This is a genomic window from Methylobacterium sp. BE186, assembly GCF_031457035.1.
Lineage (GTDB): Bacteria > Pseudomonadota > Alphaproteobacteria > Rhizobiales > Beijerinckiaceae > Methylobacterium > Methylobacterium segetis.
The window spans coordinates 32,350-55,915 of record NZ_JAVDVV010000018.1 but is presented as its reverse complement, the minus strand read 5'-3'; the positions used below and the strand labels follow the sequence as shown (position 1 = coordinate 55,915).

18 protein-coding genes and 1 pseudogene are annotated in these 23,566 nt (G+C 71.3%); 8 read left to right on the top strand and 11 right to left on the bottom strand.

What is annotated here, in order from left to right; translation table 11 throughout:
- Positions 1-66 precede the first annotated feature (66 nt).
- The gene (locus tag J2X36_RS17960) at positions 67-2,307 is read right to left on the bottom strand and encodes a bifunctional (p)ppGpp synthetase/guanosine-3',5'-bis(diphosphate) 3'-pyrophosphohydrolase (protein ID WP_310352251.1); all 2,241 of its coding nucleotides are present in this window, start codon (positions 2,305-2,307) and stop codon (positions 67-69) included.
- A gap of 203 nt (positions 2,308-2,510) precedes the next feature.
- Positions 2,511-2,924, bottom strand: a complete 414-nt coding sequence (rpoZ, locus tag J2X36_RS17955) for a DNA-directed RNA polymerase subunit omega (RefSeq protein WP_109890881.1) — start codon at positions 2,922-2,924, stop codon at positions 2,511-2,513.
- Between the two features lie 192 nt (positions 2,925-3,116).
- On the opposite strand from rpoZ, the gene fabD reads away from it, so the two are divergent.
- The 4 genes from fabD (at position 3,117) to fabF (ending at position 6,687) form a co-directional block, all read left to right on the top strand.
- Positions 3,117-4,067, top strand: a complete 951-nt coding sequence (gene fabD / locus J2X36_RS17950) for an ACP S-malonyltransferase (RefSeq protein WP_310352247.1) — start codon at positions 3,117-3,119, stop codon at positions 4,065-4,067.
- Between the two features lie 30 nt (positions 4,068-4,097).
- Positions 4,098-4,838, top strand: coding sequence for a 3-oxoacyl-[acyl-carrier-protein] reductase (gene fabG / locus J2X36_RS17945; RefSeq protein WP_132250810.1), 741 nt, complete (start codon positions 4,098-4,100; stop codon positions 4,836-4,838).
- A 274-nt stretch (positions 4,839-5,112) separates the two neighbouring features.
- A complete protein-coding gene (locus J2X36_RS17940) occupies positions 5,113-5,349 on the top strand; it encodes an acyl carrier protein (RefSeq protein WP_018044468.1) in 237 nt (78 codons plus the stop codon).
- Between the two features lie 78 nt (positions 5,350-5,427).
- Positions 5,428-6,687, top strand: coding sequence for a beta-ketoacyl-ACP synthase II (gene fabF, locus J2X36_RS17935; RefSeq protein WP_310352200.1), 1,260 nt, complete (start codon positions 5,428-5,430; stop codon positions 6,685-6,687).
- An 8-nt stretch (positions 6,688-6,695) separates the two neighbouring features.
- Here fabF and J2X36_RS17930 read toward each other — a convergent pair whose 3' ends face one another.
- From J2X36_RS17930 to J2X36_RS17910, 5 genes are all read right to left on the bottom strand, one after another.
- Positions 6,696-7,472 carry a YidB family protein gene (locus J2X36_RS17930; RefSeq protein WP_310352197.1) on the bottom strand — a complete coding sequence of 259 codons (777 nt, stop codon included), beginning with the start codon at positions 7,470-7,472 and terminating at the stop codon, positions 6,696-6,698.
- An 85-nt stretch (positions 7,473-7,557) separates the two neighbouring features.
- Positions 7,558-7,911: a hypothetical protein gene (locus J2X36_RS17925; protein ID WP_310352196.1), complete on the bottom strand. Its 354-nt coding sequence runs from the start codon at positions 7,909-7,911 to the stop codon at positions 7,558-7,560.
- Between the two features lie 96 nt (positions 7,912-8,007).
- Entirely contained in the window at positions 8,008-10,716 is a 2,709-nt protein-coding gene (gene uvrB / locus J2X36_RS17920; protein WP_132250804.1) for an excinuclease ABC subunit UvrB, read from the bottom strand.
- Positions 10,717-10,763: 47 nt separating this feature from the next.
- Positions 10,764-11,792 carry a PAS domain-containing protein gene (locus tag J2X36_RS17915; protein ID WP_310352192.1) on the bottom strand — a complete coding sequence of 343 codons (1,029 nt, stop codon included), beginning with the start codon at positions 11,790-11,792 and terminating at the stop codon, positions 10,764-10,766.
- A gap of 8 nt (positions 11,793-11,800) precedes the next feature.
- The gene (locus tag J2X36_RS17910; RefSeq protein WP_132250800.1) at positions 11,801-12,847 is read right to left on the bottom strand and encodes a PAS domain-containing protein; all 1,047 of its coding nucleotides are present in this window, start codon (positions 12,845-12,847) and stop codon (positions 11,801-11,803) included.
- 496 nt (positions 12,848-13,343) lie between these two features.
- On the opposite strand from J2X36_RS17910, the gene J2X36_RS17905 reads away from it, so the two are divergent.
- Both J2X36_RS17905 and J2X36_RS17900 read left to right on the top strand, forming a co-directional pair.
- Positions 13,344-13,874 carry an ankyrin repeat domain-containing protein gene (locus tag J2X36_RS17905; protein ID WP_132250798.1) on the top strand — a complete coding sequence of 177 codons (531 nt, stop codon included), beginning with the start codon at positions 13,344-13,346 and terminating at the stop codon, positions 13,872-13,874.
- Positions 13,871-15,637, top strand: a complete 1,767-nt coding sequence (locus tag J2X36_RS17900) for a pyrroloquinoline quinone-dependent dehydrogenase (protein ID WP_405029811.1) — start codon at positions 13,871-13,873, stop codon at positions 15,635-15,637. Before J2X36_RS17905 ends, J2X36_RS17900 begins: the two co-directional genes overlap by 4 nt.
- Positions 15,638-15,664: 27 nt before the next feature.
- On the opposite strand, the gene J2X36_RS17895 is transcribed toward J2X36_RS17900, so the two are convergent.
- Both J2X36_RS17895 and J2X36_RS17890 read right to left on the bottom strand, forming a co-directional pair.
- Positions 15,665-16,990: an O-antigen ligase gene (locus tag J2X36_RS17895; protein WP_310352186.1), complete on the bottom strand. Its 1,326-nt coding sequence runs from the start codon at positions 16,988-16,990 to the stop codon at positions 15,665-15,667.
- Positions 16,991-17,137: 147 nt separating this feature from the next.
- Complete coding sequence (locus J2X36_RS17890) at positions 17,138-17,575, bottom strand: DUF6894 family protein (RefSeq protein ID WP_132250794.1); 438 nt, start codon at positions 17,573-17,575, stop codon at positions 17,138-17,140.
- Between the two features lie 149 nt (positions 17,576-17,724).
- On the opposite strand from J2X36_RS17890, the gene J2X36_RS17885 reads away from it, so the two are divergent.
- The gene (locus J2X36_RS17885; protein WP_132250792.1) at positions 17,725-18,483 is read left to right on the top strand and encodes a Crp/Fnr family transcriptional regulator; all 759 of its coding nucleotides are present in this window, start codon (positions 17,725-17,727) and stop codon (positions 18,481-18,483) included.
- A gap of 17 nt (positions 18,484-18,500) precedes the next feature.
- On the opposite strand, the gene J2X36_RS17880 is transcribed toward J2X36_RS17885, so the two are convergent.
- Complete coding sequence (locus J2X36_RS17880) at positions 18,501-19,409, bottom strand: alpha/beta hydrolase (protein WP_310352182.1); 909 nt, start codon at positions 19,407-19,409, stop codon at positions 18,501-18,503.
- Between the two features lie 108 nt (positions 19,410-19,517).
- Positions 19,518-20,549, bottom strand: a complete 1,032-nt coding sequence (locus J2X36_RS17875) for a lytic transglycosylase domain-containing protein (RefSeq protein ID WP_310352330.1) — start codon at positions 20,547-20,549, stop codon at positions 19,518-19,520.
- Positions 20,550-20,883: 334 nt separating this feature from the next.
- On the opposite strand from J2X36_RS17875, the pseudogene J2X36_RS17870 reads away from it, so the two are divergent.
- Positions 20,884-23,541, top strand: a pseudogene (locus tag J2X36_RS17870) (S8 family serine peptidase); the annotation flags it as partial.
- Positions 23,542-23,566 lie beyond the last annotated feature (25 nt).

The window sequence follows — 23,566 nt, the reverse complement described above, 5'->3', positions numbered from 1 at the left end:
CTCCGCGGCGGGGGATCACGGGCCGCTTGTGGCAGCGGCGAAACGGCGAGGCAAGCGGAGCGGCCCTCAGCCGTTGACCCGGTCGACCCGGCTGACCGCGCGCTTGCCGCGCAGTTCCGCGACGATCGCGTTGAGGTGCTGCAGGTCCCAGACCGAGAGATCGATCACGATCTCGGTGAAGTCCTGCGTGCGCCGCTTCATCGAGACGTTGTCGATGTTGCCGTCGTGGTCGGCGATCACCTGCGCGATCTGCGCCAGGGTACCGGGCTCGTTGATCGATTGCAGGGCGATGCGCGCCGGGAAGCGCTCGCTCGATCCGGCCTCCACGTCCCAGCGCACGTCGAGCCAGCGGTCGGGCTCGTTGTCGAAGGCGGCGAGCGCCGCCGACTGGATCGGGTAGATCGTGACGCCGATGCCGGGGGTGAGGATGCCGACGATGCGGTCGCCCGGCACCGCGCCGCCGTTCGGGGCGAAGCTGACGGGCAGGTCGCCGTCCAGCCCCCGGATCGGGATCGCGTCCGATTGCCCGTCCTCCGCGGCGCCGTTCCCGCCGGGAAAGGTGAGCCGCATCGTCTGGTCCTTCGAGCGGGTGAGGCGGCCGGCCCCGTTCGCGGGCGGCTGCTGCACGGAGGCGCCGCCGGCGCGCCGCTCGTCCTTGTAGTCGGGATAGACCGCCTTCACGACGTCGCCCGAGAACATCTCGCCGCGCCCGACCGCCGCGAACACGTCCTCCGTCGAGCCGCGGGCGAGGCGGGGGAGGGCACCCCGCAGCTTGTCCTCGGAGAAGCTCTTGCCCGCCCGCTCGAAGGCGCGGTCGAGGATCTGGCGGCCGAGGCCGGCATATTGGCGGCGCACGGCCGAGCGCGTCGCCCGCCGGATCGCGGCGCGGGCCTTGCCGGTGACGACGAGGGATTCCCAGGCCGCGGGCGGCGTCTGCCCGTCGGAACGGGCGATCTCGACCTCGTCGCCGTTGGCGAGCTCGTGCAGGAGCGGCGCCATCCGGCCGTTGATCTTGGCGCCGACCGCCGTATTGCCGACGTCGGTGTGGACCGCGTAGGCGAAGTCGATCGGCGTTGCGCCCCGCGGCAGGGCGATGAGCCGGCCCTTGGGCGTGAAGCAGAAGACCTGGTCCTGGAACAGTTCGAGCTTGGTGTGCTCCAGGAACTCCTCCGGGCTGTCGCCCTCGGCGAGCAGCTCGATCGTGCGGCGCAGCCACTGGTAGGCGCCGCTCTCGGTGGCGAGCTTCGGGTGGATCGAGCCGTCGCCGGCCCGGTTCGCCTCCTTGTAATGGGCGTGCGCCGCGATGCCGTACTCGGCGATCTCGTCCATCTCCGCGGTGCGGATCTGCAATTCGACGCGCTGGCTCTTCGGTCCGATCACCGTGGTGTGGATCGAGCGGTAATCGTTCTGCTTCGGGGTCGAGATGTAGTCCTTGTAGCGGCCCGGCACCATCGGCCAGCTCGTGTGGACGACGCCGAGCGCGCCGTAGCAATCGGCCACCGTGTCGACCACGACGCGGAAGCCGAAGATGTCGGAGAGCTGCTCGAAGGCGACCGACTTGCGCTCCATCTTCGACCAGATCGAGTAGGGCCGCTTCTGGCGCCCCGACACCTCCGCGGTGATGCCGCGGGCGCCGAGCTTGGCCGTCAGGTCCTGCTCGATGCTCTCCACGAGCCGCTCGGACTTCGCCGAGAGATCGGTGAGGCGCTGCGCGATGGTGGCGTAGATCTCGGGCTTGAGATTGCGGAAGGCGAGGTCCTCGAGCTCGTCGCGCAGTTCCTGCATGCCCATGCGGCCGGCGAGCGGCGCGTAGATGTCGAGCGTCTCCTCGCCGATGCGGATCCGCTTCTCGGGCGGCATGTGGTGGAGGGTGCGCATGTTGTGCAGGCGGTCGGCGAGCTTGACGAGGAGCACGCGCACGTCCGCCGCCACGGCCAGCAGCAGCTTGCGGAAGTTCTCGCCCTGGGCGGCCCGCTTCGAGACGAGATCGAGCCGCTTCAGCTTGGTCAGCCCGTCGACGAGGGCGCCGATCTCGGGGCTGAACAGCTCGCGGATCTCGTCGAGGGTGGCGGCGGTGTCCTCCACCGTGTCGTGCAGCACCGCGGCGACGATCGTCGCATCGTCGAGGCGCAGATCCGTGAGGATCGCCGCGACCTCGAGGGGATGGGCGAAGAACGGGTCGCCGGAGGCGCGCTTCTGCGTGCCGTGGGCCCGCATGGCGTAGACGTAGGCGCGGTTGAGCAGGGCCTCGTTCGCGGCGGGGTTGTAGCGTTTCACCCGCTCCACGAGTTCATACTGGCGCATCATCCGCCGACGGACCCTTCCCCTGCTTGCAATGCCGCGCCGCGAGACCGCGGCGGGCGCTGTCCCGCGCGATCGGGCGTCAAGTCTCCCGCATCGCACAGGCGCGCGCCAGACCCTCGGCGTCGCAGAGGCGCCGAATTCGGCCGGAAACGAGAAAACCCGGCCTCGCGGCCGGGTTTCGAGACGGGGAGCCTGTCCGTTCCGGCTCAGTCGCCCTCGTCGTCGGTCTCCACCGGCGGGGCGAGGTTCTCCAGGCCGCGCAGGAGGTCCTCCTCGCTCATCCGGTCGAACTGCACCGCGCTGTCGTCGCTGGAGGCGGCCTGCGGGGCCACCGCCGCGGCGGCGGGCGAGGAGGAGAGCAGCGGCACGGTCTCGGCCTCCGGCTCGTCCACCTCGACGTATTTCTGCATCGAGTGGATCAGCTGCTCCTTGAGGTCGTCCGCCGTGATGGTCTCGTCGCCGATCTCGCGGAGCGCCACGACGGGGTTCTTGTCGCGGTCGCGGTCGACGGTGAGCGGCGCGCCGGCGGCGAGCAGACGGGCGCGGTGGCTGGCCAGCAGGACCAGCTCGAAGCGGTTCTCGACCTTGTCGATGCAGTCTTCAACGGTGACGCGAGCCATGGGCGGCGGCTCCTTCCTGGACTTAAGACGCGAGGATTTTCGGAGATGATCGCGCGTCTTACACCGGTTGGCGCCCTGCAACAAGCTGAACGGTGGCGGCGATTTGTGCGCTGCATTGTTGACACCCGAGGGCTTGCGATGCGACTGCGCCGCGCTTTCTCAAGCCTTCAGAGCGACGAAGGGCGGCTCTCCATGACGCGAGCACTCATCTTCCCCGGTCAGGGCAGCCAGGCGGTCGGCATGGGCAAGGCGCTCGCCGAGGCGCACCCGGCGGCCAGGGACGTGTTCGCCGAGGTCGATGCCGCGCTCTCGCAGAACCTGTCCCGGATCATGTTCGAGGGGCCGGCCGAGGAGCTGACGCTGACGGCGAACGCCCAGCCCGCCCTGATGGCGGCGAGCCTCGCGGTGCTGCGCGTGCTGGAGGCCGAGCGCGGCCTCGACCTTTCCCGGGACATCGCGAGCGTGGCCGGCCATTCGCTGGGCGAGTACTCGGCGCTGGCCGCCGCCGGGACCTTCTCGGTGGCGGATGCGGCCAAGCTCCTGCGCATCCGCGGCGAGGCGATGCAGCGGGCGGTGGCGCCGGGCGAGGGCGCCATGGCGGCGCTGATCGGCGCCGAGCTGGAGGCCGCCCGCGAGATCGCGGCGGAGGCCGCAGAGGAGGCCGCAGGGGGCGGGGTCTGCGACGTGGCGAACGACAACGGCGCCGGTCAGGTCGTGCTCTCCGGCCACAAGGCGGCGGTGGAGCGGGCCGTGTCCATCGCCCAGGCGCGCGGCATCAAGCGGGCCGTGCTCCTCAACGTCTCCGCCCCCTTCCATTGCAGCCTGATGGGCCCGGCGGCCGACGCGATGCGCGAGGCGCTGGGCGCGGTCCGCATCGCCGCCCCGATCATTCCCGTCTACGCAAATGTCCGCGCCGCGCCCGTGACCGATCCGGAGGCGATCCGCGCCGCGCTCGTCGAGCAGGTGACGGGCACGGTGCGCTGGCGCGAATGCGTCGCCGCCATGGCCGGGGCAGGCGTCGACACGTTCTACGAGCTGGGTTCCGGCAAGGTGCTGACCGGCCTCGTCAAGCGCATCGCGCCGGGCGCCGCGGCCAGCCCCGTCGGGACGCCGGACGACGTCGCGGCCTTGCCCACGCTCTGACCATCCGCCACACGCGAGGGACGTAACCCCATGTTCGATCTCACCGGCCGCAAGGCCCTCGTCACCGGCGCCACCGGCGGCCTCGGCGGGGCCATCGCCCGGGCGCTGCACGCGCAGGGCGCCTCCGTGGCGTTGTCGGGCACCCGCCAGGAGGCGCTGGAGGCGCTGGCGGGCGAGCTCGGCCATGAGCGGGTCCACGTCACCCCCTGCAACCTCGCGGACGCGCAGGCCGTCGAGGCGCTGGTGCCGGCGGCCGAATCGGCGCTCGGCGGGCTCGACATCCTCGTCAACAATGCCGGCATCACGCGGGACAACCTGTTCCTGCGCATGAAGGACGAGGAGTGGGAGCAGGTGCTCGCGGTCAACCTCACCGCCGCCTTCCGCCTCTCGCGCGCGGCCGTGAAGGGCATGATGCGCCGCCGCTCCGGCCGCATCGTGAATATCGGCTCGGTGGTGGGCTCCACCGGCAATCCGGGCCAGGGCAATTACGCGGCGGCGAAGGCCGGCCTCGTCGGCCTCACCAAGGCGCTCGCCGCCGAGGTCGCCTCCCGCAATATCACCGTCAATTGCATCGCGCCCGGCTTCATCGCCTCGCCGATGACCGACGAGCTCAATGACAAGCAGCGCGAGGGCATCCTGACCCGCGTGCCGATGGGCCGGCTCGGCAGTGGCGCGGAGGTCGCGGCGGCCACCGTCTACCTCGCCTCGGACGAGGCGGCCTACGTCACCGGCCACACGCTGCACGTGAACGGCGGCATGGCCATGCTCTGACCGGCGGGGCTCCCCCGGCGCATCCTCCGGCCCCGGTACAACCCGAGGAAAACGTTCGGAAAACCACAGGGATGAACGGTTCGTGAACCGGCTCTCGCCAGCGCGGGAACCCTGTGTTAACACCCCGGCAGCCGTGCAAGGGGGGTTGACGGTTCAGCGGGTTGCAAGTCCAAGACGACACGCGATCGGACACCGGCCGCTTGAGCGAAACGCCCGGCAACGGGAGAGCGGCCACGGCGCCTTCACCATCACGATGGACACACGAGGACCAACAATGAGCGATATCGCTGAGCGCGTGAAGAAGATCGTCGTCGAGCACCTGGGCGTGGAGCCCGAGAAGGTGGTCGAGGGCGCGAACTTCATCGACGATCTCGGCGCCGACAGCCTCGACACCGTCGAGCTCGTGATGGCGTTCGAGGAGGAGTTCAACGTCGAGATCCCGGACGACGCCGCGGAGACCATCCAGACGGTCGGCGACGCGGTGAAGTTCCTCGAGAAGAACTCCGCGTAAGATATTTCGAGCGGCGCGGCCGGGGCCGAAACGCCCCGCCCGCCGTTCATAGGGAACGGAACGGTTCGGGATAGCGCGATGCGTCGGGTTGTCGTTACGGGTCTGGGCATGGTCACGCCGCTGGGCAGCGGAGTGGAGCACACCTGGAGCCGCCTGATCGCGGGCGACAGCGGGGCGGCGAAGGTCACGGCCTTCGCCACGGACGACCTCGCCTGCAAGATCGCCTGCTCGATCCCGTTCGGCGACGGCACCGACGGCACCTTCAACCCCGACCGGGTGATGGAGGTGAAGGAGCAGCGCAAGGTCGACCCCTTCATCGTCTACGCCATGGCGGCGGCGGACGAGGCGCTCAACGATGCCGGGTGGCACCCCAAGACGGATGACGATCAGTACGCCACGGGCGTGCTGATCGGCTCCGGCATCGGCGGCATCGGCGGCATCTACGACGCCTCGATCACGCTCCACGAGAAGGGGCCGCGGCGGGTCTCGCCCTTCTTCATCCCCGGCCGCATCATCAACCTCGCCTCCGGCCAGGTCTCGATCGCGCACGGGCTCAAGGGCCCGAACCACGCCGTCGTCACCGCCTGCTCGACGGGCGCGCACGCGGTGGGCGACGCCGCCCGCCTGATCGCCCTGGGCGACGCCGACGTCATGGTGGCGGGCGGGGCCGAATCACCCGTGAACCGCCTCTCGCTCGCGGGCTTCGCCGCCTGCCGGGCGCTCTCCACCGGCTTCAACGAGGAGCCGACCCGCGCCTCCCGCCCCTACGACAAGGACCGCGACGGCTTCGTCATGGGCGAGGGCGCCGGCATCCTCGTGCTGGAGGAGTACGAGCACGCCAAGGCCCGCGGCGCGAAGATCTACGCCGAGATCGTCGGCTACGGCCTCTCGGGCGACGCCTACCACATCACCTCGCCCTCGCCGGACGGCGACGGGGCCTTCCGCTGCATGACGGCCGCCGTGAAGCGCGCCGGCATCGACCCGAGCGAGATCGACTACATCAACGCCCACGGCACCTCGACGCCGATGGGCGACGAATTGGAGCTGAAGGCCGTCGAGCGCCTCCTCGGCCCCGCCGCCGCCAAGGCCTCGATGTCCTCCACGAAATCGGCCATCGGGCACCTCCTGGGCGCCGCGGGCTCGGTGGAAGCGATCTTCTCGGTCCTCGCCATCCGCGACGGCGTACTGCCCCCGACCCTCAACCTCGACAACCCGAGCGTCCAGACCGAGATCGACCTCGTGCCGCACGAGGCGAAGCGCAAGCGGGTCGACGTGGTTCTGTCGAACTCGTTCGGGTTTGGTGGTACGAATGCGTCGCTGGTGATGCGGCGGGTTTAATTACACCGTCACCACCGCCTCCGCTCCTCCTCACCCGGAACCCGCCCCTGCGGCGTCAGCCCGTTGATCACCTCCGGCAGCACCTGCGCGAGTTGCGAGAGCAGCGTGTCGCGGTTCATCCCGGTCTGGCGCTCCAGCGTGTCGAGCGTGTCGGGGCCGAGCGCCTGGGCGAGCTGGTTCGGCTGAACCGGCCGGTTCTGGCCGTGGCCGATCCAGGATCCGATCACGTCGCCGAGGCCGCCGCGCTGGAAGCGCTCGACCAGGCCGTCGAGGCCGCCGAGATCGGGGCCGCCGCCTTGGCCGCCTGGGCCGCCCTGCCCGAACGGGTCCCCGGGCTCGCGGTCGAGATGGGCGTAGGGGCCGGCGCCCGGGCCGCGGCCTGAGCCGGCATCGCCCGGCCCGTCGAGCATGCCGGAGAGGTCGCTGTAATCGCCCTCGCGCGGGGGAGGGCCGTCGCGGCGGGCGCCGCTCGGGTCATAGCCGCCCTGGTTGAAGCCGCCGATGTCGCCGGACGGGTCGCGGTCGTCGCGCCCGTAGGGGCCGGCGCCGCCGGAGCGGTCGTCCTCCGGGCCCGGCTCGTCGTCGGGCCGGTGCTGCGGGCCGCCGCGCCCGAAAATGTCGCCGAAGCCGCCGCTCGCGCCCTTGGCGAGGAGCAGCATCAGGAGGGCCTTCACCAGCGGCGACATGCCGGGGCCGCCCTGGGCGCTGCCGGGGCCGCCGGACCCGCGCCCGCCGCCGAGCACCTGTCCCAGCACCCCGCCGATGACCGAATCGAGAAGTCCCATGGCGCGCTCCCTTGCCGGCATTCCCGTCTCAACGGCGGAGATGCGGGCGCGGTTGCGCGAGCGGGGCGGTTCGGGCGCTGCGCCGCTATTCCCGGCGGCCGCTCAGGCCGACGCGGTCGCTCTTCGGCAGGTGGTCGAGGGGGTTCGTCACCGCCGCCTTGCCGCCGCCCGAGGCGGGCACGACCGCGGTGGTCGAGCGGATCGCGCTCGGGGGCGCCACGCCGCCGACCCGCTGGTCGGCGCCGCGCTCGCCGCTCTTCACGGTCGGGAAATCGGCGGGGAGGGTCGAGGCGTTCGGCTGGTCGCGCCGGCTCTCGACGCTCTGCGCCTTCGCCGGCACGGCGATGGCGGCGGTGGCGGCGACGAGGAGGCCACCGAGGAACAGGCCGGTCGCCGCGCCGCCGGCGCGGGGACGAAGGCATCGACGAGAATGGGGCACGACGGCCTCCCGGTCAGGCAAGGTGAGCCGCAGCATCTGCGGTGTCTTGCCGAAGGAAAGCGCGAGGTCTCCCCAGGTTCCGGACCTGCCCGTTGCTCACCGGTCCCGCGAGCCGCGGCCCTTGTATTTCGGGCGCTGGCCGCCGATTCCCTGCGTCGAGCGGGCCTTCGGCCGCTCCTGCCACGCGGGCGGCGGGCCGCCTACGGGCACTTCGCGGTCGGTGCCCGGTCCCATGTCGTCGAGGCTGGGCTTGGCGATCCGGCTGCCGCCGGAGGGCCGCCCACGTCCGCCGCGCTCGCCGTAGCGGCCGGCCTCGCGCTCCACGTCCGCCTGCCGGGCCATCGGGTCGTCGGCGACGAGGAGTTCGGTCGCCTGGAGCCGCTTCAGCTCGTCGCGCAGGCGCGCCGCCTCCTCGAAGTCGAGATCGGCCGCGGCCGCCCGCATCCGCTTCTCGAGATCCGCCAGCACGGCCTTCATGTTGTGGCCGACGGTGACGGCGTCCTTGGCCAGCCCCGTATCGACCCGCACGTGGTCGCGCTCGTAGACGCTCTCCAGGATGTCGCCGATGTTGCGCTTGACCGATTGGGGGGTGATGCCGTGCTCGGCATTGTAGGCGAGCTGCTTCTGGCGCCGCCGCTCGGTCTCGGCCATCGCCCGCTCCATCGAGCCCGTGACCTGATCGGCGTAGAGGATGCAGCGGGCATCCGCGTTGCGGGCGGCGCGGCCGATCGTCTGGACGAGCGAGGTCTCGGAGCGGAGGAAGCCCTCCTTGTCGGCATCGAGGATGGCGACGAGGGCGCATTCGGGGATGTCGAGACCCTCGCGCAGCAGGTTGATGCCGATCAGCACGTCGAAGGCGCCGAGCCGGAGATCGCGGATGATCTCGATCCGCTCCAGCGTGTCGATGTCCGAGTGCATGTAGCGCACGCGCACGTTGTTCTCGTGCAGGTACTCGGTCAGGTCCTCGGCCATGCGCTTGGTCAGCGTCGTCACCAGCGTCCGGTAGCCGGCCTGCGCCACCTCGCGCACCTCGCCCAGCAGGTCGTCGACCTGGCTTCGGGCCGGGCGCACCTCGATCACGGGATCGACGAGGCCGGTCGGGCGGATGACCTGCTCGGCGAAGACGCCCGCCGTGCGCTCCATCTCCCACTTGCCCGGCGTCGCCGAGACGTGGACCGATTGCGGGCGCATCGCGTCCCATTCCTCGAAGCGCAAGGGGCGGTTGTCGAGGCAGGAGGGCAGGCGGAACCCGTACTCGGCGAGCGTCGCCTTGCGGCGGAAGTCGCCCCGGTACATGCCGCCGATCTGGGGCACGGTGACGTGGCTCTCGTCGGTGAAGACGAGGGCGTTGTCGGGCAGGTACTCGAACAGGGTCGGCGGCGGCTCGCCGGGCTTGCGGCCCGTGAGATAGCGCGAGTAGTTCTCGATGCCGTTGCAGGAGCCCGTTGCCTCGATCATCTCGATGTCAAAGGTGCAGCGCTGCTCGATGCGCTGCGCCTCGATCAGGCGGCCCATCCGGGTCAGCTCCTCGACGCGGCCCTTCAGCTCGTGCTTGATGCCCTTGATCGCCTGCTGCAGCGTCGGGCGCGGCGTGACGTAGTGGCTGTTGGCGTAGACCTTCACGAACTTCAGCTCGTTGATCTTCTTGCCCGTCAGCGGGTCGAACTCGACGATGCTCTCGATCTCGTCGCCGAACAGCCCGATCCGCCAGCCGCGATCCTCCAAGTGGGCCGGCCACAGCTCGATCACGTCGCCACGCACCCGGAAGGTGCCGCGGGCGAAATCCGACTGGATGCGCTTGTATTGGAGCGCCACGAGGTCGGCGATGAGCTGGCGCTGCTCGATCTTCTCGCCGAGCGAGACGGTGAACGACATCGCCGTGTAGGTCTCGACCGAGCCGATGCCGTAGATGCACGAGACGGAGGCGACGATGATCACGTCGTCCCGCTCCAGGAGGGCGCGGGTCGCGGAGTGGCGCATGCGGTCGATCTGCTCGTTGATCGAGCTCTCCTTCTCGATGAACGTGTCCGAGCGCGGGACGTAGGCCTCCGGTTGGTAATAATCGTAGTAGGAGACGAAGTACTCGACCGCGTTGTCGGGGAAGAAGCTCTTGAACTCGCCGTAGAGCTGCGCGGCGAGCGTCTTGTTCGGCGCGAGGATGAGCGCGGGGCGCTGCGTCGCCTCGATCACCTTGGCCATGGTGAAGGTCTTGCCCGAGCCCGTGACGCCGAGCAGCACCTGGTCGCGCTCGGCCGCCTTCACGCCCTGGACGAGCTCGGCGATCGCGGTCGGCTGGTCGCCCGCGGGGGTGAACTCGGATTTCAGCCGGAAGGGGACGCCGCCCTCCGATTTCTGCGGGCGCTCCGGCCGGTGCGGCACCCAGGTCTGCCCGTCCTTGAAGAGCGGGTTGCCCTCGGTCAGAAGCCGCTGGAGCGCGTCGACCGTGGCCGAGACGCCGTCCGCGGCGAGCGAGGTCTGCCCGTCCTCGACCGCGCCCTCGGGCGCCGGCCCGTCCTCGCCGTCGCGCAGGCCGAGCGCCTGGGCGAGGCGCGGGTCGACATCGGCCGCGCTGCCATGCGCGTAGCTCGCCTGGGGCGCCTCGCCGAAGCCCGTCGCGGCGGCCGGATCGGCCTTCTTCGCGCGGCCCTTCCGCTTCGGCTCGCCGGGTCTCGCCGGCGGCGGCTCCGGCAGGCGGTTGCGGTTCAGGGCCGGGTTGAGGAGTTCGGCCAGGAAGGGGTCGAGCGGCTTCAGCTCGGGCTTCTCGGCCTTTCCCGAGGTGTGGCGGGGCTTCTTGGGAATCGGCATACCCCGAATATGGCGGCTGCGGCCCGCGCCGGAAAGGGCAGCGCCCGTCAGACCTTGGCGACGGCGATGGCACCGCCGTCGAGGAGCGAGAAGCGGATGCCGGCGGCGCGGAGCGCCGCGACCGCCATGTGGCGCGACCGCGCGGCGGTGGCCTCGGCATCCTCCTCAAGTCGTCGGATCGTCGAGAAGGACAGGCCGCTCGCCGCAGCCAGATCGTGCATCGACCAGTCGAGGAGGCCACGGGCCGCTCGCACGTGATGGCCGCCGACCCGCTCCTGCAGCGCGCGCAGCAGATCATCGGTCGGCAGCGTAGCCTGGCGATCCGCCGGGAACACGAAATTGTCCCACCTCTCGATCCCCCCATCCGCATTCAGCGTCGGAACGACGACGGTGGGGAAGCGGGCCGTCTGCCCATCTGCCAGCATCAGAAGCGGCTTGGCGATGAAGGGCTTGCCGGACGGAAAGTACTCGTTCCCGAACGCGATCCAGAAGGCTCGTTCCTCCCTGGCGATGATGAGACCACGCTCTGAGCGCAAGATCTCCGGAGCCAGGCCGGTCAGGACACTGAGTTCGTGCGGGAGATTTCCGATGGGGAAGTTCGAGACCGAGTACGTGAAGGAGCGGGTCTGCTCGAACAGGGCCCATTTCCGCCGCCTCTCGACAGCCCGCGCGCGGACCAGCGCCTCGCGGTCGGTGACGTTCAGCACGATCCCGGCGGCTGCCTGCGGGCGCCCGTCCGGCGCGACGTAGATCTCGGCCCGGATCGACAGGATGCGCATCGCGCCGTCCGGCCGGATCACCCGTACGGTGGCCTCGCGCGCCAGCCCCGCCCGCACCTCGGCGGCGGTGTCGATCGATGCGCGATCCTCGGGATGAACGAGGTGGAGGAGCAGGTCGTAGCTCGGCCGCACGAGTCCAGGCTCGAGCCCGAGCAGCCGGAACAGCCCGGGCGACCAGACGTGCTCATCCGTCGCGAAGGTCCAGCCCCAATGGCCCGTCAGACCAAACTCCTCGATCATCCGCAGGAACTCGCGGGAGGAGAAGGCGAGGTCAGAGGCGGTGACGGGACCGTTCACGGCAGGCCTCAGACCTTGGCCACCGCGATGGAGGAACCGTCGATCCGCGGGAACCGGATCCCGGCCTCGCGCAGGGCGGAGATCACGGCCCGGCGGGAGCGGTTGGCCGGCCCTTCCGCGTTCTCCTCGAGGCGCCGGATCGTCGAGAAGGAGAGGTTGCTGGCATTGGCGAGATCCGTCATCGACCAGTCGAGCAGGCCGCGCGCCGCCCGCAGGTGGTACCCCTCGATCCCCTCGTCGAACTCGGCGCTCTCCTCGGCGCGCAGATCGGATTCGGGGCTGGCCGGCTGCATCAGGCTGATCCATTCCAGGATGGAGCCGTCGACGTCGCGCATCGGCACGAGCGTCGTCTGGAAACGCTCCCGGCGCCCGTCGGGCAGGGCGAGTGTCCCGATCGAGGTGAAGGTGTTGCCGCTGCGGAAACCGGCCTCCAGCACCTCGCGCCAGAGCGCGTGCTCCCCCGGCTCCCCGCCAGCCCCGACCGCAGCCCCGACCGCGGCGCTGGAGAGGCCCGTCAGGGTGGCGAGGTCGGGCGTCTCGCCCTCGGCCAGCACGGGCGGCAGGGTGTGCGTGATCACGCCGGCCTGCTCGAACAGCGCCTGCTTCCGGCGCCGCTCCGCGGCCTGGGCGCGGGCGAGCTGTTCCTGGCCCGTCACGTCGAGGACGATCCCGGCCGCGGCCCGCGGCCGCCCGTCGGCCGTGAGGTAGACCTCGCCGCGGCCGGACAGGATCCGGAGCGACCCGTCCGGACGGATCAGCCGGTAGGTGTGGTCGTGCAGGATGCCGTCCTGCATCACCTGCGTCGTGGTCTCGATCTCGGAGCGGTCGTCGGGATGGACGAGGCTGAGGAAGTAATCGTAGCTCGGGCGCACGCGGCTCGGGTCCAGGCCGAGAATCCGGTAGAGCCCGGGGGACCAGACCTGCTCGTTCGTGGCGAAGGTCCAACCCCACGTCCCGGTCAATCCGCAGCTCTCGATGAGCCGCAGGAACTCGCGCGAGGAGAAGGCGAGCCCCGTCGGGGCGATAGAGGCTCGGTTCAGTGCGTCGTCCCGCATGCGATGCTCACAGGCGTCGTGTTTCGGTCTCTCTCAAGCCTCGGCTTGGCGCGTCGAGCCTCCGAGAAATCCGCGCCGTCCCGCTTCGCAGCCACAGTTCTGGCGCCGGCCTCACAAGGTTTGCGAGCGCTTCCAGTCGCGCCTCGGGGCGAAACGCAGGACCAAGCCCGGCGCGTCCGATCCATGCTGCGCCGGTAAGCGATCACAGTTAACATATGATAAGCGCGAAATGTGTTCGAAGCAAGCGGCGGAGCCGAACTTTTGTTCAGGTTGCTCCGGCGGGGGCAGGTTTTGCTTGAGCATGACGCTGTAGACTGAAAAGATTCCGTTTCTGGGCGGTTTCGCCCCATGCCGCATCAGTATCGGCTCCACCGCGTGCCTGCCGCCGCGAGCGGCGGGTCCGGTTGCGCCCGCGTCGAAGCGTGATGCGCGGGCGCTGGACAGGTGATGCGTCGAGTCCCAGATGCGCGGGCGTTCTTCCTGATCCGAGACCTCGATGCCCGACGCTCCCGACACCCCGCCCCGGACCCTCGACGACGACACCATCGCCTTCGCAGGCCGCGTCTTCCAGATGTCCCGGATGGGGCATGCGGAGGACCTCGCTTCCCTGTTCGGCCAGGGCCTGCCCGCGAACCTGCGCAACGACAAGGGCGACAGCCTGCTGATGCTCGCGGCCTATAACGGGCAGGAGGAGGCCACGCGCGTGATCCTGGAGGCGGGCGGGGACCCGGAACTCGCCAACGATCGGGGCCAGACGCCCCTGGCCGGCGCGGCCTTCAAGGGCGAGATCGGGATCGCCCGGCTCCTCCTCGCGCACGGGGCGGCGGTGGACGGGAGCGGCGAGGGCGGCCGCACCGCCCTGATGGTCGCGGCGATGTTCAACCGGACCGAGATGGTCGACCTGCTCCTCGCTCACGGGGCGGATCCGGACCGGCGCGACGCGGGTGGCCAGAGCGCGTCCGAGATGGCGCAGGCCATGGGCGCGGCCGACACCCCCGCCCAGCTCGCCAAGGCGGTGCGCTCATGATGGGCGGCCGGCTCGCCGCGGCGCTGGCTCTCGCCGCCGCCTTCCCGGTCTGTGGCCCCGCCCACGCCGAGGATTGGCCGATGTTCGGGGGCGATCCCTCGAACCGGCACCATGCCGGGCTCGCGCAGATCGACCGCGGCAACGTCGCCGCGCTGCGGCCGGCCTGGATCTTCCAGACCGGGGTGACCGGCTACTTCCAGGCCGAGCCCGTGATCGTCGAGGGCGTGATGTACGTCTCGGCGACGGGCAACCACGTCGCCGCGCTCGAGGCGAAAACCGGCCGCGTCCTCTGGACCTACACCCACAGGGCGCGAACGGAGAAGATCTTCGGGCCGCCCTCGAACCGGGGCGTCGCCGTCGCGAACGGCCTCGTCTACGAGGCGACGATGGACGGGCGCGTCATCGCCCTCGACGCGAGGACCGGCAAGCTCGTCTGGGACAAGGAGGCGGTGCGCCCGGAGGAGGGCGAGACCGAGACGGCCTCGGCCCTCTCGGCGCAGCTCGGCGACAAGCCGGTCCAGGGCTCCAGCCGCCTCGGCTTCAAGATGCCGCCGCTCGTCGCCGAGGGGCTCGTCATCGTCGGCGTCACGGGCGCCGGCTACGGGCTGCACGTCGAGGACGACAAGGGCGGCCTCGACGGCGGCTCCGTCGTCGGCATCGAGGGCGGCTACGGCCGCCGCGGCTGGCTCGCCGCCTACGACGCGAAGACCGGGGAGGAGCGCTGGCGCTGGTACGTCACCAAGCAGGACGGCTGGGAGGGCGAATTCCGCGCGACGACGCCGGACGGCGTGCCCCTCCACCGGGACATCGCCGCCGAGAAGGCGGCGGCCCCGCAGCACCGCGAGGCGTGGCGGGTGGGCGGCGGCTCCCTCTGGATGACCCCGGCCTACGACGCGCAGGCCGGCCTGATCTTCCTCGGCACCGGCAACCCGGCACCCCAGAATTTCGGCCTGACCCGCCCCGGCGACAACCTCTACACGATGAGCCTCGTGGCGCTGGACGTGCGCACGGGCGCCTTGCGCTGGCACTTCCAGCAGGTGCCTCACGAGGAATGGGGCTACGACGTGGCGAGCCCGCCCTTCCTCCTCGACCACCCGACGCCGGACGGTCCCGTGAAGGCGGTGGCGCAGGCGAGCAAGACGGGCTGGATCTACGTGCACGACCGGGCGACGGGCCGCCTGCTGGCCCGCTCCGAGCCGGTCATCGCGCACAAGAACCTGTTCGCCCCCCCGAGCCCCGAGGGCACGATCGTGAGCCCCGGCCCCCTCGGCGCGATCTCCTGGCACCCGGTCGCCTACGACGCGGCTCTCGGCCGGGCCTTCGCGCAGGTCCGCCACGGGGCCGCGACCTACACGGTCAAGACCGTGCCGGCGGCCGGCGGCCGGCCCGAGATCCGCTACACCGAGACGAGCGAGGCGAGAGGCGAGCCCGCCTTCAGCACGCTCACCGCGGTCGATCTCGCGCGGGGCGGCGCCATCGCGTGGTCGGTGAAGGCGGGAAGCCGCCTGTCGGGAGGCACCCTCTCGACGGCAGGGGGCCTCGTCTTCTCCGGGGAGGAGGACGGCCATCTCGACGCCCACGACACGCGGGACGGCCGCCTGCTGTGGCGCTTCCAGTGCGGCGCCGGCATCAGCGGCCCGCCGGTGACCTACGCGGTCGACGGGCGCCAGTACGTGGCGGTGGCGGCCGGCGGCTCCTCGTTCACCAAGGCGTCCGGCTTCGGCACGGGCGACGCGCTCGTCGTGTTCGCCCTGCCCGAGTGAGGGGGCGCCTCCCTCGTGCGGCGCGGGTCAGCGCCGCACGAGCGCGTGCTGCGTGCGCATCCGCAGCCCGAAGATCGCGAGCATCACCATGCAGCAGGTCGGGTTGTTGCCGTTGAAGAGCACCGACTCGAACGAGGCCGAGATCATCGCGAAGAACCACAGCCGGATGAACAGCATCGTGGTCGGGTCGATCGTGCGCGCGCCCGCGATGCGGTTCAGGTCGCGCAAGGGGCCGTAGAGATAGACGAGCAGCGCGATGCCGAGGCCCGGCAGGCCCGTGGTCAGGGCCGTGTCGAGGAAGGCGTTGTGGGCATGGCGCGCCCCGTTCACCCAGGTCGAGATCGTGGCGCTGCCGTACATGGTACGCTCGGTGAGCCAGAAGGCGCCGTAGCCCCAGCCCTGCACCGGCCGGACGAGGATGTTGTCGACGGCGAATTGCCAGATCTCGCTGCGGCCGGTGAAGCTCGCGTCCTTGAGGAGGAGTTCGAGCACGTCCTTCACGGGAGGCAGGAAGATCGAGCCGATCGAGAGGATGGAGAAGGCGAGGATGGGCGCCACGAGGAGCAGGGCGCGCAGCCACGGGCCGCGGAAGACCTGGCAGAGGCCCGTCACCGCGAGGATGACCGGCACCGTGGCCATCGCGGTCTTCGAGTTGGTGCCGACGAGGAAGATCGCGGAGAGCAGCACGATGACCCAGCCGGTGAAGCGGCTCAGCGTCGCCGCCACGTAGAGGCCGACGAGGATCAGGATCACCATCACCGAGCCCGCCTCGTTCTTGTGCGGGAAGATGCCCCGCCAGAGGCCGGCATGGTCCGGCTCGGCCTGGACGTCGAAGGCCGAGTGAACCGAGAGCTGCGGCACCAGGGCCACCGCCAGGAAGGACGAGATGACGATGATGAGCGCGCTCGCCGCTAGGGTCAGCGCGAATTGGCGAGCCGAGCGCGCGACGACGAGCACGCCCGCGGCGAGCATCGCCGCGATCAGAAGCAGGATCGCGCGCCGGATCGAGAGGAGGGGCTCGACGGAGGTGAGGATGGTGAGGGCGAGCCAGCCCGCGCAGAGCAGGATCGGCCAGCTCATCAGCGGGCGCAGCCGCTCCAGGCCGAGCCGCCAGAGGGCGGCACCCATGGCCAGGGCCAGGGCGATGAAGATGCCCTGCGTCAGCAGGCTTCCCGATTCGGCCGCCTCCAGGAGGCTGCGGTCGCTGAGGTCGGCGAACCAGAGATGGTTCCAGAAGACGACGATGACGGTGCCGTTGAGGGCGATCCGCATCCAGTCGGGGATGTCCCGGGCGGCGCGCCCGGAGCGCGCCTCCGCGATACTGCCGGCGTCGATCTGTGCGGCCGATGACACGGGACGTGGCCTCTCAGCGGGGGGTGGGCGGCTGACCCGCGGACGGGGCGCATCCTAGCGCAAGCCCGCACGCCTTCCGTGCGCGCAGGCCAGGTTCTGCCCCGAATTCGCGTCGTAAGGTTGACGGGCCGGAGCCGAACCCCCTGGTCAGGGCCGCGTCCGGTTGAGGCCGCGCTGTCCCTCGGACAGGGCGCGCAGGCGCGTCATCAGGAGCTGCGTCTCGCCGAGCGTCGCCTGGAGAGCCTCGCGCTGCTCGCCGACGGACGCGATCAGCCGGCGGGTGCGCTCGATCTCGGTCTGCGCCTTGATCGCCGAGGCGGGCATGCGGCGCGGCCGGGAGGAGAGTCCGTCGAGGACCTCCGTGAAGGGCACGTCCATCAGGAGGCGGCCCTCGGCGTCGGTGATCTCGAAGGCGTAGCACCGGACCTCCGTCCGCGGACGTCCCGTCTGCAGATACTCGACGGCGATCTCGCGGACCGCCTGGCAAACGTCGAGATAGGCTTCGTCGAGCCCCGGAAAGCAGACGCCCTCCGGGTCCCATTGCAGCGCATCCCGGGTGCGGAGATGGAAGTAGTATCGCGGCATCCAAAAACTCGGTTGCGCACAATCATGCACCGGGCCGGGTCGAGTGTCCAGAAGAGTACGCCCCGCCCAGTCGAGTTCTCTTCACATAGTTGAGTTTCGGGCGGGGGGTGTGTGCTACTGTGCCGCTACTCTGGCAGGAGAGGCATGGCATGCCGCAGCACTTCATCCGCAAGCTGGAGCAGTTCACGCGCCTGTCCGCCGCGGATCGGCGCGCGGCCTGGGACATCGCCAGCCAGCGTGTTCGCTGCCTCAGGCCCCACCAGGACATCATTCACGAGGGTGACCCGCCCGAGCACGTCAACCTGATGCTCGACGGCTGGGCCTGCCGCTACAAGACGCTGGAGGACGGGCGCCGGCAGATCATCTCGTTCTTCCTGCCGGGCGACCTCTGCGACCCGCACATCTTCGTCCTGCGCGAGATGGACCACTCGATCAGCACCATCACCCAGGTCCGCTTCGCGGAGATCGCGCGCGAGCAACTCCTCGACCTGACGGAGCGGCATCCCCGGATCACCCAGGCGCTCTGGTGGGAGATGCTGGTCACGGTCGCCGTGCAGCGGGAATGGACGGTCAATCTCGGCCAGCGCACCGGGCTTGAGCGGGTCGGGCACCTCTTGTGCGAGCTGTTCATCCGCCTGCGCGCGGTCGGGCTGACGGAGGGGGACAGCTGCCTCCTGCCGGTCACCCAGGTCGATCTCGGCGACGCGACGGGCCTGTCGAACGTGCACGTCAACCGGGTGCTGCAGGAATTGCGCGGCAACGGGCTGATCGTCCTCAAGGGCCGGCAGCTGACGATTCCCGATCTCGAGGCGCTGCAGCGCGTCTCGCTGTTCAGCGCGAATTACCTGCATCTCGACCGCGAGGGCCGCCACCTCGACGCCAACGGGACCGACCTGCTCCAGGCCTGAGCGGCCGGCGGGGCGGCTCAATACCGGACGCCCACCGTCATCTGCTGGCGGGAGGCCGCCTGCGCCTTGAGGAAGGCCGCCATCTCGGCGAGTTCCGGCGCCTTCGAGCGGAAGGTCACGGAGAGGGCGAGCAGCGTGTCGCTGTGGTCGAGCCCCGGATAGATCCGCTCCTGCACCGGCACGCGGGCCGCGCGGAGCTTGGCCGCGAGGCTCTGCGTGTTGCGCGGGCGCACGACGGTGTCGGCCTCGCCGGTCGCCAGGAAGGTCGGCGGTGAGTGCGGGCCGGCGAAGGTGACGGGTTGGGTGAGGGTCGGGTCGGCCGCCTGACCGAAGACGCGCTTCGAGGTATCGTGGTCGAAGGGTAGGAAGTCGTAGGGACCCGACAGGCCCGCGACCGCGCGGATTACCTTGGGGTCGACGCCCGCCGAGCGCAGGTAGCGCGGGTCGAGTCCGAGCATCACCGCGTTGTAGGCCCCGGCCGAGTGCCCCGCGAGCACGATCCGGCGCGGGTCGCCCCCATAGGCCGCGATGTTGTCGCGCACCCAGGCCACCGCCGCCGCCCCGTCCTCGAGGAAGCCGGGGAAGGTCACCTCCGGGTAGAGGCGGTAATCGGGCAGGACGGTGACGAAGCCCTGTGCGGCGAGCGCGTGGCCGACGAAGGCGTAATCCTCCTTCGAGCCGCTCTGCCAAGAGCCGCCGTAGAAGAACACGAGGACCGGCGCCTGCGCCGGCGCATCGACCGGCACGAACACGTCGAGGCGGCGGCGCGGGTTCTCGCCGAAGGGCTGGTTCCTCAGGGCCTGCCGTCCGCCGTGGTCCCGCGGCCCGAGCGCGTCGAACAGGGCGAGCGGCGAGCAGCCGCCCATCCCGAGCGCCGCGAGGGCGAGGCAGACGAGACCGGCGAATGCGGTGATGGCTCTGAGCATGCGTCTCTCTGGTTCGCGCCGAGCCGCGTGATCGCACGCCGGTCGGGGCGGATTCATGGCCAAGGTATGGTTTCGGACGGATTCCGGCCGGGCCTTCGGGTGGTGCGGTCAGGTCTTCAGGACGATGCAGGCGCCGCCCACGGTGCGGATCTTGCCGCAAAGCGTGTCGGCGGCCTGCCGGCTCTGGGCCGGGATGCGGATGCGGTAGAAGGCGCGGGTGCCCCTGTTGCGCAGGCGGGTGCCGATGATCATCGGTCGGACCTCGCCGATCACGCTCGCGTAGAGGTTGCGTGCCCGCGAGAAGCTCTGCAGGGCGAGCGACTTCGAGAAATTGCCCGCGAGCTGGATGCCCCAGGGCGCGGCCGGCCCCTCGTTCAGGCCGAGGGCGAAGCGGTCGCCGCGCGACGGGATGCGGAGCGCCGCCGTCACCTGCAGGCAGGTCTGGGGGCCCTCGATGTCCACCGCGTTCCGCTCGTTGTTGCTCGTCCTCCCTGTGCCCTCCGGCGGACCCGCCCCGGGCGGCCCCGCTTTCGCGTCGGGCTGCGCCGGCGTCTTGTCGGGCTGCGCCGGCTTCTTGTCGGGCTGCGCCGGCGTCTTGTCGGGCTGCGCCGCTTGGCCCCCCTCCGGCGCCCCCAGTTCGACGCTGCCCGCGCCCGGGCGCCAATCCTCGGCCGGGCGCCCCGTGATGGCGTAGACGTAGGAGCGCGTCTCGGCGGGCAGGCCGCCCGAGCCCGCGAGCCAGTTCGCGACGCGTGTCGGGCCGCCGTTATAGGCCGCGGCCGCGAGCCCGAGATTGCCGAACTGGCGCCGGTGGTCGGCCAGGAGATGCGCGGCGTGCGGGATCGCCTGCTCCGGGTCGAACGGGTCGAGGAGGCCGCGCTCGCGGGCGGTGCCCGGCATGAACTGGGCCACGCCCTGCGCGCCCGCCGGGCTCACGACGCCGACCCGGAAGCTGCTCTCCCGCCAGATCAGCCGGGTCAGGAAGGGCACGGGCAGGCGGTGGGTGCGGGCCGAACCCTCGATCAGGCGGCAGAGCGCCTGCTCGACGGTCTCGGTGGCGCCCTCCGTCGGAAGGGCCTGCGCGGGCGCGGCGAGGACGAGGAGGCAGGCCGCGGCCGCCGGGATCTTGGCTGAGGGAATCACCCGGCGGGTTCTAGAGCCTCCGGCCGCTCGTTCAATGCGCAAGCGGCGTCCGGTCTGCCGGGAGGGATTTGGCCGCGCCGGCTCAGGCGGAGGCCGGCCGCCGCCGCGCGCCAGATGTTGCAGGATTGCAAGAAAATCTCACTTTCAAATCGCAAGTTGTACTATCGGGTCAAGGAGCTAACATCTGTCGATATCTGCCTTCGCGAAGTCTAAATTTCAATCTGTGTTGCTTTTGCGCTCTCGTCGATTGAGGCGGCCCGTCTAGGCTCGCGGCGGGGAGCACGGCGCGGCAGGCGAAGCGGGGGCTTCGGCCGCCGGATACGCTCGGCGCATGCGCGCATCCCCTGGGGAAATCCGCATGCTCGCAGGCCGCGCTTCATCGTCCCGTCGCGTGCGGGCCGCGCTCCTGGTCTCGGCCGCGCTCGCGGGTGCCGATCCGGCCCGGGCGCAGACGGCGCCGGACCTGACCACCTTCCCCTATTTCCAGCCCCGGACGCCGCCTGCGACGGAGCAGGATCCCTACGGCTTCGCCTTCCGGCAGCCGACGCTCGCGGCGGGCACGCCCCAGGGCACGGTGCTGGAGTTCAACGCGAACTGGGGCAACCGGGCGGTCGGGCAGGCCGCCGCGCTCAACGCGACGGCCCGTCCGGACGGCGCGCCGGTTGCCGGCGGGCTGACGGGGCAGGGCGTCACCGTGGCGGTGATCGATTCCGGCATCGACGCCACGTTCCGCACGGGGAACCCGGCGGAGGGCTTCGCCAGCACCCACCCGGAATTCGCGGGACGGATCGACGCCCGCAGCCGGGCCTTCCCGCGGGACCAGGACCCCACGCTCGGGATCATCGACGTCGACGGGCACGGCACCCACGTCGCCGGCACGATCGGCGCGGCCCGGGACGGCGTCGGCATGATGGGCGTGGCCCCGGACGTGAACCTCGTCGTCCTGAAGGGCATCGGCGCCGAGAGGGAGGGCGCCTTCGATTCCGATCGCGCCCTCGATTATGCCGCGGGTCTCGCCGACGTCCGGGTGATCAACGGGAGCTACGGGCCGACGATCGCGGCGAGGGCCCGGATCTGGCGGACGGGCGATCTCGGCCGGGAATACGAGGCGGCCTCGAAGGCGCTCGCGGCCGGCAAGATCCTCGTCTACGCCAATGGCAACGACGCCACGAATGCGCCCGCCACCGCCGGAAACCCGACCGGCGTCGCGCTCTTCCCCTATATCCGCCCGGAGAACCGGAGCCGCGGCGTCTACGACGATGGCGGCCGCTCCTACGACTTCTCCGCCCTGGGGCGGCTGCCCGGCAGCATCGTGGCGGTGGCCAATGTCGGCGCCGACCTCACGATCGCGCCGAGCTCGAACCGCTGCGGCGTCTCCGCCCGCTGGTGCGTCTCCGCGCCCGGCGGCGGCAACAGCAGCGGCGCGGAGGGCATCCTCTCGACCTATCCGCGCTCCGTGAGGACGGACGTCGTCGGTCCGAACGCCGAGGCGGTCTACCACTACACCGCCGGCACCTCGATGGCGGCGCCGCACGTGTCCGGCGTGCTCGCCGTCCTCTTCCAGGCCTTCCCGACCTACTCCTCCCTCGACATCGTGCGGCTGCTCTTCGGCACGGCGCAGGATCTCGGCGCCCGGGGCACCGACGAGATCTACGGGCGCGGCCTCGTGCGCCTCGACCTCGCATTGAGCAAGGCGCAGATCGACCCGGAGGCCGACCAGACCCTCGTGACGCTCGGCCCGGGCGAGGCGCGCTACTGGTCCGCCCCCGTCGCCGCGAAGGGCGAGATCACGGTCACGGGGGCGGGCAGCGCGGAGGGCACCGGCAGCAAGGTCGAGGTGGCCGGCCGCACCACCCTGCGGGGTGCCCTGCGGGCGCAGAACGTCGAAATCGAGGTCGATGGGACCCTGACGACGCCGCGCCTGACCATCGCCCGCGATGCCGCCCTCAGCGGCGAGGGCGACATCTTCGGCACCGTCGAGGTGAAGGGTCTCCTGAGCCCCGGCTCCGGCAATTCCGGCGACCTCGTGGTCCACGGAAACCTGACGCTCGATCCCGGCGCGACCTTCCAGGCCATCGTCGACGGAGCCGACGCGGCCGAGGCCGGCCTCGGCTACAGCGTCGCGGTGGTCTCGGGCGCGGGCCACGCCTTCACCGCCGCCGGGCGGCTCGTGTTCGACATGTTCGGCATCCCGGCCGGGAGCGTCGTCGCGCCCATCGGCACCCGGTTCCCGGTCGTCATGGTCGAGGAGGGCGCCCGCATCCTCGGCCGCTTCGCGAGCGTCGAGGTCACGTCCGAGACCGGCGCCACGGGCCTGCCCGCGGCCTCGCGGATCGATCTCCTCTACCGGCCGGACGCCATCCTCGGCGCGGTCACTCCCGCCGCCTACGGCGGCCTGGAGGCGAACGGCGTGCCGCTGAGCGCGCGCCAGCGCGCCGTCGGCGCGGCCCTCGACCGTGCCCGCGGCGCCCCCGGCGACGCGATGAGCGAGCGCGCCCTCGCCCTGTTCGACCCGCTCTTCGGCCGGGCCGCGGCCGATCTGCCGCGCGTCTTCGACGCGCTCTCGGGCGCCGGCAGCGGCGCCGTCGCCCAGGCCGCCGTCGAGGATGCGCGCCGCCTGACGGGCCTCGTCGGCCAGCGCCTGGCCTCGCTCCGCTCCGGCACCGCCTCCGTGCAGGGCGGCTTCGCCCCGAGCCTCGCCACCGCCGCGACCGGCCTCGGCACAGGCGGCCTCTACCTGTCGCCGATCGCGACCCTGCCCACGCGCTTCTCCGCCCTCGACGGGGGCTTGCCCGGTGCGCCGGCCGTGGGATCCGGCGTCTGGGGGCTCGGCTTCGGCAACGCCCTGAGGATCGGCGCCGACGCGGCGGGGCCGGGCCTGCGGGCGCAGGGCGGCGGCGTCATGCTCGGCGCCGACCGCGCCGTCGACACGGACCTCCTCGTCGGCGCGGCCTTCGGCTACGCCCGCTCCGGCGTCTCGGCGTCTCGGCGCCGGGCGTCGGCGGCACGGCCGA

Bases quoted from the DNA above. Each gene is read 5' to 3' on its own strand.
- J2X36_RS17930 (WP_310352197.1), bottom strand. From the start codon at position 7,472: ATGGGACTTCTCGATTCGGTCATCGGCGGGGTGCTGGGACAGGTGCTC.
- J2X36_RS17900 (WP_405029811.1), top strand. From the start codon at position 13,871: ATGATGGGCGGCCGGCTCGCCGCGGCGCTGGCTCTCGCCGCCGCCTTC.
- uvrB (WP_132250804.1), bottom strand. From the start codon at position 10,716: ATGCCGATTCCCAAGAAGCCCCGCCACACCTCGGGAAAGGCCGAGAAG.
- J2X36_RS17890 (WP_132250794.1), bottom strand. From the start codon at position 17,575: ATGCCGCGATACTACTTCCATCTCCGCACCCGGGATGCGCTGCAATGG.
- rpoZ (WP_109890881.1), bottom strand. From the start codon at position 2,924: ATGGCTCGCGTCACCGTTGAAGACTGCATCGACAAGGTCGAGAACCGC.
- J2X36_RS17910 (WP_132250800.1), bottom strand. From the start codon at position 12,847: ATGCGGGACGACGCACTGAACCGAGCCTCTATCGCCCCGACGGGGCTC.
- J2X36_RS17885 (WP_132250792.1), top strand. From the start codon at position 17,725: ATGCCGCAGCACTTCATCCGCAAGCTGGAGCAGTTCACGCGCCTGTCC.
- J2X36_RS17880 (WP_310352182.1), bottom strand. From the start codon at position 19,409: ATGCTCAGAGCCATCACCGCATTCGCCGGTCTCGTCTGCCTCGCCCTC.
- fabG (WP_132250810.1), top strand. From the start codon at position 4,098: ATGTTCGATCTCACCGGCCGCAAGGCCCTCGTCACCGGCGCCACCGGC.
- J2X36_RS17960 (WP_310352251.1), bottom strand. From the start codon at position 2,307: ATGATGCGCCAGTATGAACTCGTGGAGCGGGTGAAACGCTACAACCCC.
- fabF (WP_310352200.1), top strand. From the start codon at position 5,428: ATGCGTCGGGTTGTCGTTACGGGTCTGGGCATGGTCACGCCGCTGGGC.
- fabD (WP_310352247.1), top strand. From the start codon at position 3,117: ATGACGCGAGCACTCATCTTCCCCGGTCAGGGCAGCCAGGCGGTCGGC.
- J2X36_RS17940 (WP_018044468.1), top strand. From the start codon at position 5,113: ATGAGCGATATCGCTGAGCGCGTGAAGAAGATCGTCGTCGAGCACCTG.
- J2X36_RS17905 (WP_132250798.1), top strand. From the start codon at position 13,344: ATGCCCGACGCTCCCGACACCCCGCCCCGGACCCTCGACGACGACACC.